Annotated in this window: 18 protein-coding genes and 2 pseudogenes; 15 read left to right on the forward strand and 5 right to left on the reverse strand. The window is 24.4% G+C overall.

From position 1 onward, the window contains the following. Positions 1-265: 265 nt before the first annotated feature. The 3 genes and pseudogenes from ACQH26_RS03855 to ACQH26_RS03865 all read left to right on the forward strand — a co-directional run bounded on the left by ACQH26_RS03855 (position 266) and on the right by ACQH26_RS03865 (position 1,779). Positions 266-1,213 (forward strand): PTS transporter subunit EIIC, encoded by a 948-nt coding sequence (locus tag ACQH26_RS03855; protein WP_425382897.1) that lies wholly within the window; start codon positions 266-268, stop codon positions 1,211-1,213. A 158-nt stretch (positions 1,214-1,371) separates the two neighbouring features. Next, a pseudogene (locus ACQH26_RS03860) lies at positions 1,372-1,470 on the forward strand (PTS transporter subunit EIIC); the annotation flags it as partial. 36 nt (positions 1,471-1,506) lie between these two features. Beyond that, complete coding sequence (locus ACQH26_RS03865; protein ID WP_425382898.1) at positions 1,507-1,779, forward strand: hypothetical protein; 273 nt, start codon at positions 1,507-1,509, stop codon at positions 1,777-1,779. On the opposite strand, the gene ACQH26_RS03870 is transcribed toward ACQH26_RS03865, so the two are convergent. Further along, positions 1,776-3,014, reverse strand: coding sequence for an IS256 family transposase (locus tag ACQH26_RS03870; protein ID WP_425383069.1), 1,239 nt, complete (start codon positions 3,012-3,014; stop codon positions 1,776-1,778). The two genes, ACQH26_RS03865 and ACQH26_RS03870, sit on opposite strands and share 4 nt — an antisense overlap. A gap of 101 nt (positions 3,015-3,115) precedes the next feature. On the opposite strand from ACQH26_RS03870, the pseudogene ACQH26_RS03875 reads away from it, so the two are divergent. Continuing rightward, positions 3,116-3,930, forward strand: a pseudogene (locus ACQH26_RS03875) (hypothetical protein). Here the strand turns inward: ACQH26_RS03875 and ACQH26_RS03880 are convergent. Both ACQH26_RS03880 and ACQH26_RS03885 read right to left on the reverse strand, forming a co-directional pair. Next, positions 3,931-4,062, reverse strand: a complete 132-nt coding sequence (locus ACQH26_RS03880) for a hypothetical protein (protein WP_425382899.1) — start codon at positions 4,060-4,062, stop codon at positions 3,931-3,933. Beyond that, positions 4,025-4,912: an IS630 family transposase gene (locus ACQH26_RS03885; protein ID WP_425382094.1), complete on the reverse strand. Its 888-nt coding sequence runs from the start codon at positions 4,910-4,912 to the stop codon at positions 4,025-4,027. The genes ACQH26_RS03880 and ACQH26_RS03885 overlap by 38 nt, the downstream gene beginning before the upstream one ends. A gap of 167 nt (positions 4,913-5,079) precedes the next feature. On the opposite strand from ACQH26_RS03885, the gene ACQH26_RS03890 reads away from it, so the two are divergent. Beyond that, positions 5,080-5,418 carry a hypothetical protein gene (locus ACQH26_RS03890; protein ID WP_425382900.1) on the forward strand — a complete coding sequence of 113 codons (339 nt, stop codon included), beginning with the start codon at positions 5,080-5,082 and terminating at the stop codon, positions 5,416-5,418. A 92-nt stretch (positions 5,419-5,510) separates the two neighbouring features. Then, positions 5,511-5,879, forward strand: a complete 369-nt coding sequence (msrB, locus tag ACQH26_RS03895) for a peptide-methionine (R)-S-oxide reductase MsrB (RefSeq protein ID WP_425383076.1) — start codon at positions 5,511-5,513, stop codon at positions 5,877-5,879. Positions 5,880-5,886: 7 nt separating this feature from the next. Here the strand turns inward: msrB and ACQH26_RS03900 are convergent. Together ACQH26_RS03900 and ACQH26_RS03905 are read right to left on the reverse strand one after the other, a co-directional pair. After that, a protein-coding gene (locus ACQH26_RS03900; RefSeq protein ID WP_425382012.1) for an IS5 family transposase occupies positions 5,887-6,676 on the reverse strand; the annotation gives its coding sequence in 2 pieces (ribosomal slippage) (positions 5,887-6,414 and positions 6,416-6,676; 789 coding nt in all). A 168-nt stretch (positions 6,677-6,844) separates the two neighbouring features. Continuing rightward, entirely contained in the window at positions 6,845-7,234 is a 390-nt protein-coding gene (locus tag ACQH26_RS03905) for a hypothetical protein (RefSeq protein WP_425382901.1), read from the reverse strand. A 187-nt stretch (positions 7,235-7,421) separates the two neighbouring features. On the opposite strand from ACQH26_RS03905, the gene ACQH26_RS03910 reads away from it, so the two are divergent. The 9 genes from ACQH26_RS03910 to ACQH26_RS03950 all read left to right on the forward strand — a co-directional run bounded on the left by ACQH26_RS03910 (position 7,422) and on the right by ACQH26_RS03950 (position 12,867). Beyond that, complete coding sequence (locus tag ACQH26_RS03910; RefSeq protein WP_425382902.1) at positions 7,422-7,718, forward strand: IS630 transposase-related protein; 297 nt, start codon at positions 7,422-7,424, stop codon at positions 7,716-7,718. 64 nt (positions 7,719-7,782) lie between these two features. Continuing rightward, positions 7,783-8,130 (forward strand): transposase family protein, encoded by a 348-nt coding sequence (locus ACQH26_RS03915; RefSeq protein WP_425381897.1) that lies wholly within the window; start codon positions 7,783-7,785, stop codon positions 8,128-8,130. A 4-nt stretch (positions 8,131-8,134) separates the two neighbouring features. Then, entirely contained in the window at positions 8,135-8,629 is a 495-nt protein-coding gene (locus ACQH26_RS03920; protein WP_425381977.1) for a transposase family protein, read from the forward strand. A 167-nt stretch (positions 8,630-8,796) separates the two neighbouring features. Beyond that, positions 8,797-9,156 (forward strand): helix-turn-helix domain-containing protein, encoded by a 360-nt coding sequence (locus tag ACQH26_RS03925; protein WP_425381863.1) that lies wholly within the window; start codon positions 8,797-8,799, stop codon positions 9,154-9,156. A 151-nt stretch (positions 9,157-9,307) separates the two neighbouring features. After that, a complete protein-coding gene (locus tag ACQH26_RS03930; protein WP_425382094.1) occupies positions 9,308-10,195 on the forward strand; it encodes an IS630 family transposase in 888 nt (295 codons plus the stop codon). A 62-nt stretch (positions 10,196-10,257) separates the two neighbouring features. Then, positions 10,258-10,809: a DDE-type integrase/transposase/recombinase gene (locus ACQH26_RS03935; RefSeq protein WP_425382903.1), complete on the forward strand. Its 552-nt coding sequence runs from the start codon at positions 10,258-10,260 to the stop codon at positions 10,807-10,809. Positions 10,810-11,064: 255 nt separating this feature from the next. After that, positions 11,065-11,535, forward strand: coding sequence for a hypothetical protein (locus ACQH26_RS03940; protein WP_425382904.1), 471 nt, complete (start codon positions 11,065-11,067; stop codon positions 11,533-11,535). Positions 11,536-11,721: 186 nt separating this feature from the next. Then, entirely contained in the window at positions 11,722-12,300 is a 579-nt protein-coding gene (locus tag ACQH26_RS03945; protein WP_425382905.1) for a hypothetical protein, read from the forward strand. 207 nt (positions 12,301-12,507) lie between these two features. After that, positions 12,508-12,867 (forward strand): helix-turn-helix domain-containing protein, encoded by a 360-nt coding sequence (locus tag ACQH26_RS03950; protein ID WP_425382906.1) that lies wholly within the window; start codon positions 12,508-12,510, stop codon positions 12,865-12,867. Position 12,868: the final 1 nt, after the last annotated feature.

Genomic DNA, 12,868 nt, shown 5'->3' on the forward strand with positions numbered 1-12,868 from the left:
TTGGTTTGATTTGTATTTGTATTATTTTTCTTGTGCTTTTTTTATTTAAAAGAAAATTACGTAAAGAAAGGAGCCTGATTAACGAGCAATTTTTATTTAAACCAAAAAAAGTTACATATCAAGTTTTTCATTTTTGAAATAAAGCTCTTTATATATTTTTAATGTTTTGTGCAACAGTTGGTGCCATTGTGCTATTATCAGTTTCAATAAGTTCAATGTTTTAATTTTGAAAAATTAAGAAAAAGTTTTAGGAAGGGGTTAAAATATGGGTTTAGTTTTCTGAAAAAAACATAAAGAAAAAAATCAAACAAAAAATAGTAATATTGAATTAAAAACCTCAAAAGAAAAAAGTCCTTGAAATAATGTTTTAAAATTTTTACAAGACTTAGGTAAAGCATTACAGTTTCCAATTGCAGTATTATCATTCGCTGCTATTTTAAACAGATTTGGAGCATTAGGACTTACATTTACTACTACAACTGATGCTAGTGTTATGCATGTTACTAATGAAGTGGGTTATTGAATTTCATATATTATTCAACAACCAGGAAAAATAGTATTTGATAATTTACCATTATTATTTGCTTTGGGTTTAGCATTTGGTTTAGCTAAAGATCATCGTGGTGAAGCTGCATTAGTTGGAGCAGTATTTTATTTGGCAATAGCTGCAATGACGTCAATTGAACACTCATTACCAGAAATGTTATATAAAAATGTTTTAACTTTTACATCAAGTAAAGGTGAAAAATTTTCGTCATTATTTTATGTAGAAGAATTTGGAACAGATGGTAAAACTATTATCGGTGGTATTTATGTATTAAACATTGGTGTTTTTGGTGGAATTGTAGCGGGGTGTTTATCTGCAGTTTTATATAATAAATATAAAGAAATCAAACTTCCTCAAGCGTTATCATTCTTTGGTGGTAGAAGATTTGCACCAATGGTGGCTTTAGCAATAACTATTCCCACTGCTTTGGCATTAGTTATTGTTTGACCATGAATTCAATTAGTATTAATGAAATTTGGTCAATTAGTTGCTAATCCAAATAATCCAGCAGTTGCTATTCCAGGAACAGCTGTTTATGGAATATTAAATCGTTTATTATTACCTTTTGGATTACATCAAATCTTAAATACTTTTTTTTGATTTCAATTACCAATTAATGGTCAGATAATATCTCCAATTACAGGTGCTGCATCTGGAACAACGTAATGAGTAAATGGAGACATTAATGCTTTTACTAGAGGTATTGAAGGATCTGGATTTTTTCAATCAGGTTTCTTTCATATTATGATGGGTGGTATTCCCGCTGCTGCCTTAGCTATGATTATGGCAGCTAAAAAAGAAAATAGAAAAATGGTATCAGGATTTTAGGAGGAGTTGCTTTAGTTTCTTTTATTAGTGGAATCACTGAACCCATTGAATTTTCATTTGTATTTATTACCCCATTATTATTGGTAATTCATGCCTTATTAACAGGGATATTTATTGCAATAACGACAGCATTGCATATCAATTTAGGTGGTGGTTTTTGTGCTGGAATTATTGACTATTGCAATTCTTTTGCTCAATCATGAGGATTTGCTAATCATGCTACTGGTGCTTATCATATTACTTCAAATCCGCTATGAGTATTATTATTAATTGTGGCTGCTGGTGGAGTTTATTTTATTGTATTTTATACATTAATTACTAAAATGAATATTGAAACACCAGGAAGAGAAGAAGATTTGAGGCTTTTATGTAATCTGTGTATCTTTGTTTTACAAAGTTACTAGTTCAGATTAATTCTATCTTCAAATTTTATCATAAAATGAGCAATTGCTGTATTTCAATTTTGAATGGGCATTGTTCATTTTTTTGTTATATTTTCAATTGCTAAGTAAAATATTTTGAAAACTGCCATATCATTAGGAAAAACTTTTTTATTTCTGATAACTTTTCGTAATTGACTATTAACAGATTCAATAGCATTTGTAGTATAAATCACTCTTTTAATTTCTGGTGGATAACTAATAAAAACCATTAAATTATCTCAATTTTTATATCAAGATTTAGTAATTTGCGGATATTGTTTATTTCATTTACTTTCAAATGATTCTAAAGCTTGCATTGCTTGTTCTTCACTACATGCACTATAAATTGGTTTTAAATCTGCAACTAAGGTTTTTCGATGTTTGTATGAAACATATTTTAAACTATTTCTAATTTGATGAACTATGCATAATTGATGTTCAGTTTTAGGATAAACTGCTTGTATTGCTTCTGACATGCCTGTTAAATTATCACTACAAGCAATCAAAATATCATTTAAGCCTCGATTTTTCATTTCTGTAAAATTAGCTAGTCAAAATTTAGAACCTTCATTTTCACTAATTCATAAACCTAAAACATCTTTTTTGCCTTCTAAATCCACTCCTAATGCTATATAAACTGATTTGTTAATAATGCGTTTATCTTGCCGTACTTTAACTACTATACAATCAAAATAAACAATAGAATAAATACTTTCTAATGGTCGATTTTGCCACGCCTTGACATCATCTATCACATCATCAGTAATTTGACTAATAACACTTTCACTAATATCTGCACCATGATATAACTCTTGCAACTGCATTCTAATATCTGATAAAGTCATTCCTTTGGCATATAGTGAAAGAACTTGTTGATCAAAGCCATCAAATCTTCTCTGTCTTTTTGCAACTATTACAGGAGTAAAATCACTATTACGATCTCTTGGTACATTAATTTCAATTTTACCTTGTTGAGTTATTAATTTTTTTGAACTTATACCATTACGAGCATTTTCACTATTACTATGTTGATTTTTTTCATACCCTAAATAATTTTGCATTTCAGAATTTAACATCTTTTCTACTAATCTTTTTGTTAATTCTTTATATAATCCTCCTTCTTTAAATACTGTTGTTAAATCTTCAGTATTTTCTAGTAATAAATCTACTGCTTTTGATATTGGATCATTATTATTAATACTTTGTTTTTTAGCCATCTGTAACTCACTCTTTCTAGTCATTTAATTATATTTACTAGAATTAATTAAACATAGTTATTTTTGTAAGTTACACAGATTACTAAACATTACCAGTTAACATGAATAAAAAATATTCTAAGTTATTTTCACCAATCAAAATTAAAAATTTTGTTTTTGATAATCGGTTTGTGCTTTCACCAATTACCTTAAATGTTTCTAGTTATGATGGTTTTGCTAGTAAAGAAGATATTGATTATGCTCTTAAAAGAGCTCATAGTGCATACTTAGCGATATCTAGTGCTGCTTATATTAATTTAGAGGGACAAATTTTTGAATTTGGTTTTTCTGCTGCTAATGACGAACATATTGATTCATTAAAACAAGTTGCTAATGCTATGAAATCAAAAGGTGCAAAAACTATTTTACAGTTAGCACATTCAGGTCGTTTTTCTATAATTAGTTTAAATCGTTTAGGTTATGTAGTTGGACCTTCTAAACAATCTTTTATGTATCCTTTTCCACATGAAGTTCAAGAACTGAGTATTAAGCAAATCAAAGAATTAATTAAAGATTATCAAAAAGCTACCTTAAGGGCTATTGAAGCTGGTTTTGATGGTGTCGAAATTTCTTCAGCACAAAAACTTTTAATTCAAGCTTTTTTTCAGTAATTAGTAATCAAAGAAATGACATTTATGGTAATCAAAATTTAGAAAATCGTTCACGTTTGGGATTAGAAATTTTACAAGCAGTAAGAGAAACAATTGATAAGCATGCTAGTGAAAATTTTATTTTAGGATATCGAGCTACAGCTGAAGAAACTAGAGGTCAAGAAATAGGTTATCCAATTGAAGATTTTTTACAATTCATGGATCAAGTATTAATAAACATTAAAATTAATTATTTAGCACTAGCTAGTTGGGGAAGAAATATATAGCTAACTAAAGTAATGTTTACTCATATATTGAAAAACAAAATCAATAGCTTTTTTAATATTTGGTCAATAATTTGGTAATATTTTTCTTATATAGCTAACTAAAGTAATGTTTACTCATATCTTGAAAAACAAAATCAATCGCTTTTTTAATATTTGGTCAATAATTTGGTAATATTTTTCTTATATTATGTTTTATAGCAAATCAAAAATGTTCAATTGGATTTAAATTAGGAGAATATGGCGGAAGAAATAATAGTTTGCATCCAGCATTTTCAATTAATTGTTGTGTTAATTTAGATTTATGAAACGTTGCATTATCTAAAACTATAATTTGTCCACGCTTTAATACTGGAATTAGTTTATTTTTAACATATGATTCAAAAATTTTACTATTGCAATGTCCTTCAAATGCTCATAAGGCTTTTAATTTACCTTTATTTAGTGAACCAATTATACTCATTCTCTTTATTTTATATGCGGGTTTATTATCAAATAATCTTTTACCTTTTTCAGATCAACCATATTTATAAAATTCATTATCATCAATTCCAGATTCATCAATATATACTAAATCTTCATTCATTATTTTAGCTATTTCTTTTAAAAAATCTTCTTGTTTATTTTTATCTCTTTGTTCATATAGAAAAGTTTTTTTATATGTATAATTTAGTTTTTTAAAATAGTTATAAACTGTTTCTTTAGTCATATTTCCAAATTTATCAATTACTTTTTGAACTGTAACATCTTTATTTTCTGCTAAATAATTTTTTAATTCATCTAAATCCTTTATTTTGTGGCTATGTCCTTTTTGATAATTCAAAATTGGTTTTATATGCCCAGTTTCTTTTTTTCTTTTTCTTCATAAAAATAAAGTCTTTCTAGTGATATTGAACACTTTACAAATTTCTTTAATTTTCATATTTTTACTTTCATAAGCTTCTATTACTTTTCTTCGTAAGTCTTCACTGTATGGTTTTGGCATAATTTAATCTTCCTAATCTATTTTAATTATTGCTGAATTGTACTTTTAAATTCAAAAACTGTTTAAATTACATATTATTATTTTACATTATTTATGAGTAAATATTACTTTAGTTAGCTATATATAAATATAAAGTTCAATCTCAGGGGAAATATTTTAATCAATTAGTGAATAAAGTTGTTTATCAACACATTAATCAACGTATTCCTGTTATTGTGAGTGATGGTATAAATAATCCTGATAAATGTTTAGAAGCCTTAGAATATGGGGATATGATAGGATTATCTTCTGTTTTTGTAGCCGAACCTGATTTTGTTAGAAAAATAAAAACTATGCAAATTGATAAAATTAATTTACATATTACTGAAAAAGATATTGAAAAATTAGTTATTCCTAAAGCTGCTTTTAAGGAAATGGTTAAACTTATGGATTATGGTGAAAGTTTACCTAAAGATACTAGGGATGAGTTAAGAAAGTTAGAAAATAATTATTCAACTAAAAATTAATATTTTGTTTAGAAAAAGGTAATAAAAATATGAAACAAAAATGAAAAATTAAAACTATTAATGAGTTAACTATTTTATAATATGAGGTCATTATAAATTCAGTAACGGAACTTCCTTTTAAAAATAAATATTGAGATAATAAGGAAAAGGGAATTTATGTCGATATTTTATCAGATGAACCATTATTTGCATCATCAGATAAATGTAATTTTGGTCATGGCTGACCAAGTTTTACAAGACCAATCAGTGAAATAGTTATCCTTAAAAAGGAAGATAACACTAACCTAATATTGCAGCGTACTGAAGTACGTTCTAAAAAAACTGATATTCATTTAGGGCATGTTTTTAAGGATGGTCCACAAAAAGAAGGCGGTTTACGCTATTGTATTAATTCAGCAGCTTTACGTTTTATTCCATTATCAGAAATGATTACAGAAGGATATGAAGAATATTTATCTTAGAACCTGTTTAGAATCTTTTTAATAAAACTGAAATAAAGGAAAGAACAACCATTTGTAAACTAGTATTTAGTTTTCTTTCACAATTTTTTCATAATCTTCTGTATTTTTCTAATCAAGCAAAGCTTCGTTCTACAATTCATCTTTTTGGTAATACTACAAAAGTATGTAGTTCATTGCGTTTTATAATTTCAACATTTGCATTTATGATTGTTTTGATTTCAGAAGCAAATTTTTCACCAGTATAACCAGCATCTACTATTATTTTTTGAACTGCAGAAAGATTTTCTTTTTCATTTTCAATCATTATTATAGCGCTATTACGATCTGTTTTTTCTGCTGTGGTTATGTAAATTGCATGTGGTAAACCTTGAGAATCAACAATAATATGACGCTTTATTCCTGAAATCTTTTTACCAGCATCATAACCTTTATTTTCAGTAGTATCTGTATTTTTAACACTTTGCGAATCAATTATACAAAAACTAGTTTGTTCTTTGCGATTATTGTTGATACGAACTTTTTTAACCAATTTTTTTTAAAATTAATTGCCATACACTAGCTTCTTTACCGTTATTTTTACTTCAAATTTGAAAATAATAATATACAGTTTGTCATTTTGGAAAATTTTTTGGTAGCATTCTTCATTGACAACCACTTTTTAATACATATAAAATTGCACAAAATACTTCATATAAATCTAAACTTCTTGGTTTTGTTTTCTTTTTGCTATTTTCTAAAATTGATTTTATGTTCTCAAATTGTTCTTTGGTGACATGACTTGGATAATTTTTATGCATAATATATACCTCTGATTTTAAAATATATAATCATTTTACATTATTTTCGAAAAGATTCTAAACAGGTTCTAAGACTGTAAAAAATAATATTGGTACACCATGTCAGTCACTATTATTAAACAAAATTTTATTATTTAAAGTTCCCCCACCAATAAAATCAACTATAACCTAAAATTGATTTAATAATCATAAAATTGGTTGAATAAATACAACATATAAAATTGCTGACATTGCTTCAATTACAGCTTTTACAAAATCATTTGCTGTTAAATTGGTTTGTAAAACTACATCATTTAAAATTGGATTTAAAACCCCCATATAAACATCTGGATGAAAAAAATGTCATACAGCAATAATTACAGCAAGTATAATAACTAACAAGAAAAAGATTGGTAAAAAAGATATGGCAAAAATAATTCCAATTTTTTGGATTATTTTTTGAATTATTCAAACTAATTCTTGAGAACTATTATCTTTTTTATATTTTTGAGATTTTTTACTTTTAAAATTAAAAGGTAAAGGTGATTTATTTTTTTCTTTTTGATTTTTGAAAAACATTTTATATTCCTATTGTTGTAAGAACCTGTTTAGAATCTTTTCGAAAATAATGTAAAATGATTATATATAGCTAACTAAAGTAATATTTACTCATAAATAATGTAAAATAATAATATGTAATTTAAACAGTTTTTGAATTTAAAAGTACAATTCAGCAATAATTAAAATAGATTAGGAAGATTAAATTATGCCAAAACCATACAGTGAAGACTTACGAAGAAAAGTAATAGAAGCTTATAAAAGTAAAAATATGAAAATTAAAGAAATTTGTAAAGTGTTCAATATCACTAGAAAGACTTTATTTTTATGAAGAAAAAGAAAAAAAGAAACTAGGCATATAAAACCAATTTTGAATTATCAAAAAGGACATAGCCACAAAATAAAGGATTTAGATGAATTAAAAAATTATTTAGCAGAAAATAAAGATGTTACAGTTCAAAAAGTAATTGATAAATTTGGAAATATGACTAGACTTACTGCATAACTAGTTAACTTTTCATTTTTTTGTTATTATTAAAATAAAATTTGAATAGTTAAGGATAAATTTTATGACATATTTTGAATTAAAAGATAAACCGGATCAATATTTTCGTAAAATAGTTGGTATTAATAAACTAGTTTTTAATGAAATTTTAAATATTTTATTAGATCATCAAAATCTAAAAAATACCACTGGTGGAAGGCCATATAAAATGTCAATAGAAGATAGACTAGTAATGACTTTAAGATATTTATATGAAAATCGTACATATCATAGTATTGGTGCTGAGTATGATATGGTTGATACTACTGCTTTACGAAATATTCGTTCAATTGAAGACATTTTAATAAATAATAATAAGTTTAATAATTTAACAAATAAAAATATTTTTTTAAAAAGAAGAATTCAAAAATAAAATTTTGATAATTGATGTAACAGAAGTAGAAACAGAACGACCAAAATATAATCAAAAAGATTGATTTTCTGGCAAAAAATGAATGCATACTGTTAAGTTTCAAACCATAATTAATGCACATACTAATGAAATTTTAAATATTTTTCCTGATACTGGTAAAAATCATGATTTTAAAACTTTTAAAAATTCAAAGTTAGAATTTTTGTCAGAAACTGTAATTCTTGCAGATAAAGGTTATCAAGGTTTACAAAAAATTCATAGTAATACATTTTTACCCATTAAAACTAGTAAAAATAATCCTAAAACAAGTAAAATTAAAATTTTTAATAAGATTATTAATAAAACTCGCAGAAAAATTGAACATGTTTTTGCATTTTTAAAATGTTTTAAAATTATTGGTTATAAATTTAGAAAAGCTAGAAAACGAATATTTTTAAGATTTAATTTAATTGCAGGATTTTATAATTTATCATTAAAACTTAAAAACGTTATGCAGTAAGTCTACTAAAGAAACAGTTTATAACTATTTTAAAAAACTAAATTATATAGCTAACTAAAGTAATATTTACTCATAAATAATGTAAAATAATAATATGTAATTTAAACAGTTTTTGAATTTAAAAGTACAATTCAGCAATAATTAAAATAGATTAGGAAGATTAAATTATGCCAAAACCATACAGTGAAGACTTACGAAGAAAAGTAATAGAAGCTTATGAAAGTAAAAATATGAAAATTAAAGAAATTTGTAAAGTGTTCAATATCACTAGAAAGACTTTATTTTTATGAAGAAAAAGAAAAAAAGAAACTGGGCATATAAAACCAATTTTGAATTATCAAAAAGGACATAGCCACAAAATAAAGGATTTAGATGAATTAAAAAATTATTTAGCAGAAAATAAAGATGTTACAGTTCAAAAAGTAATTGATAAATTTGGAAATATGACTAAAGAAACAGTTTATAACTATTTTAAAAAACTAAATTATACATATAAAAAAAACTTTTCTATATGAACAAAGAGATAAAAATAAACAAGAAGATTTTTTAAAAGAAATATAGCTAACTAAAGTAATATTTACTCATAAATAATGTAAAATAATAATATGTAATTTAAACAGTTTTTGAATTTAAAAGTACAATTCAGCAATAATTAAAATAGATTAGGAAGATTAAATTATGCCAAAACCATACAGTGAAGACTTACGAAGAAAAGTAATAGAAGCTTATGAAAGTAAAAATATGAAAATTAAAGAAATTTGTAAAGTGTTCAATATCACTAGAAAGACTTTATTTTTATGAAGAAAAAGAAAAAAAGAAACTGGGCATATAAAACCAATTTTGAATTATCAAAAAGGACATAGCCACAAAATAAAGGATTTAGATGAATTAAAAAATTATTTAGCAGAAAATAAAGATGTTACAGTTCAAAAAGTAATTGATAAATTTGGAAATATGACTAAAGAAACAGTTTATAACTATTTTAAAAAACTAAATTATACATATAAAAAAACTTTTCTATATGAACAAAGAGATAAAAATAAACAAGAAGATTTTTTAAAAGAAATAGCTAAAATAATGAATGAAGATTTAGTATATATTGATGAATCTGGAATTGATGATAATGAATTTTATAAATATGGTTGATCTGAAAAAGGTAAAAGATTATTTGATAATAAACCCGCATATAAAATAAAGAGAATGAGTATAATTGGTTCACTAAATAAAGGTAAATTAAAAGCCTTATGAGCATTTGAAGGACATTGCAATAGTAAAATTTTTGAATCATATGTTAAAAATAAACTAATTCCAGTATTAAAGCGTGGACAAATTATAGTTTTAGATAATGCAACGTTTCATAAATCTAAATTAACACAACAATTAATTGAAAATGCTGGATGCAAACTATTATTTCTTCCGCCATATTCTCCTAATTTAAATCCAATTGAACATTTTTGATTTGCTATAAAACATAATATAAGAAAAATATTACCAAATTATTGACCAAATATTAAAAAAGCTATTGATTTTGTTTTTCAAGATATGAGTAAACATTACTTTAGTTAGCTATATATCGTTGATTAAAACGTTTTGGTTTTTATTCACAAAAAACTATTAAGAAAAAACATTTGAGATATGAAGTAAAAGAAACTGGATTATTGCAGACTGATATTAAAGTAGTATCAGATAATATAACAGGAAGTAAAAGATGATATATTATTGATTTTATTGATGAAAAAACTCGAATTACTTATTGTTATCCATCTGAACAAGCACAAACCAGAGATATTGTAAATGCTACTAAAAATGCTTTAAATTTTTATGAAAAATTGGGAATTAAAATTAAAAGAATTAGAACTGATAATGGTAGTCAATATACTAATACATCTTGTGGAAAACCACAAAGGAATCGTTGATTTACAAATTTTTGTAATAAAAAAGGTATAGTTCATGAAACTACACCGTTTAGATCACCACAGAGTAATGGTAAGATTGAAAGATTTCACAGAAATTGAAGTAATTTATTTGAAATAAAACCATATTTAAATAATGATTTTAGTTTATTTCAAAAATTAGTGAATTCGTTTCAAGAATATTATAACAATTCTAAACCACATAAATCATTAGGATTAATGACTCCTATGGATTATTTTGATAAACTTTTATTAGATGGAAAATAGTCCAAAATGTCTGTACTACCTTACATAATTGGCTACTTTTCAATAAAAAAATAATAATATTATATTTAATATTATTTTGATATTTCATTATGTACCTTTAAGTAATATTTTTTTTAAAAAAATAAAATATTTTCATTTTTTTATATTATAATAATTTTTATAATTTAATAATTGTTCATTCCTAATATAGAAATAATTTCTATATTAGGATTTTTATTAAATTAAATATTGAAAAAGAAAAGGAAGAAAAATATTATGCATAGTGAAATAAGTACAAAAAGAAAAGTAATTGGTGGTGTCACAATAACTACAGGAACATTAACAACAACTGCAGGAATAACAACAGCTTGTGTTGCTGCAGCACCTATGACTGGTGGTGCTTCATTATTACCAGTTGCTATTGGTGCAATTGCTGTTGGTACAACTTTAATAGCTAGTGGAATGGCTACTACTACAAATTTTGGAAGAAAAGAATCAAGAATTAACAAATTTTTAAGAACAAATCCTACTATCCCCACAGTAAGAGTATCAAAAGAAAATGTTAATCCTAATGACATTAAAGAATCACAATTTAACGAATTTTTAAGATTAAGTGGTTTTGTTTCTACAAAAAGAGTATCAAAAGCAAATATTACTCCTGATTACATTAAAGTATCTAATGAACTAGCAAATTCATCTAAAGAACCAGTTATGAGAACCAGAAGTTTAACAGTAACTTCTGTCTAAAAAACAAATTACATATTCATTTAAAAAACATTAAATTATAATTCATAAAATGCATAATATAACAAAAATAATTAATTTATATTATAATTATTTTATAATTTAATAAATGTTCATACCTAATATAGAAATAATTTCTATATTAGGATTTTTATTAAATTTAAATGAAAAGGACAAAGATTAAAAGATATGCCTACAGAAAATCAAATATTATTTAGCACAACAGAACTTAAAGGGCTTACTAAAACACAAATACAATCATTTACAAACACTGTCAATAAACAAGAAATTGATAAATTTATTTTAAGTATCATTGAAGCAAATGATAATAATGGGTTACCAATTTGAAGACAATTATTGCAACTATTAAGTCCATATCAAGTTTCAACAATTAATTCCAACTTAATTCCCCGATTTATAAAAAATAATTTACTGCTTTATGCTTTTTCAAAAAAACAAATGAAAGCACTTACAAAAATACAAATACAAGCATTTACAACAGAACAAATAAAAAATTTCAGTTATAATAAGTTTTCGCTACTAGAAAAAGGAATAAGAAAAGTATCAAAAACAATTAAAAATAAATCAACAATAGAATATGATTTTTATGAATTTAAATTTCAAATTGAATCATTAACTCCAAAACAATTAGAATGATTTACTTCTAATCAAAAGGTAGCATTTACCAAAGAACAAATTCAAGTTTTTACAAAAGAACAAAAAAATCTTTTAATAAACCATCTATACAAACAAGAAATCAACAATTAAATTCAAATTTTAATGTAAATAATATAAATGCTATTTTTTTCATGATAAAAAGTAATGCCTAAATATTAGGCATTACTTTTTATTGTATAGCTAACTAAAGTAATATTTACTCATAAATAATGTAAAATAATAATATGTAATTTAAACAGTTTTTGAATTTAAAAGTACAATTCAGCAATAATTAAAATAGATTAGGAAGATTAAATTATGCCAAAACCATACAGTGAAGACTTACGAAGAAAAATAATAGAAGCTTATGAAAGTAAAAATATGAAAATTAAAGAAATTTGTAAAGTGTTCAATATCACTAGAAAGACTTTATTTTTATGAAGAAAAAGAAAAAAAGAAACTGGGCATATAAAACCAATTTTGAATTATCAAAAAGGACATAGCCACAAAATAAAGGATTTAGATGAATTAAAAAATTATTTAGCAGAAAATAAAGATGTTACAGTTCAAAAAGTAATTGATAAATTTGGAAATATGACTAAAGAAACAGTTTATAACTATTTTAAAAAACTAAATTATACATATAAAAAAAACTTTTCTATATGAACAAAGAGATAAA

Origin of the sequence: Spiroplasma endosymbiont of Melieria omissa (assembly GCF_964031175.1) — a bacterium.
In the GTDB taxonomy this organism is placed as follows: domain Bacteria; phylum Bacillota_I; class Bacilli_A; order Mycoplasmatales; family VBWQ01; genus Spiroplasma_E; species Spiroplasma_E ixodetis_A.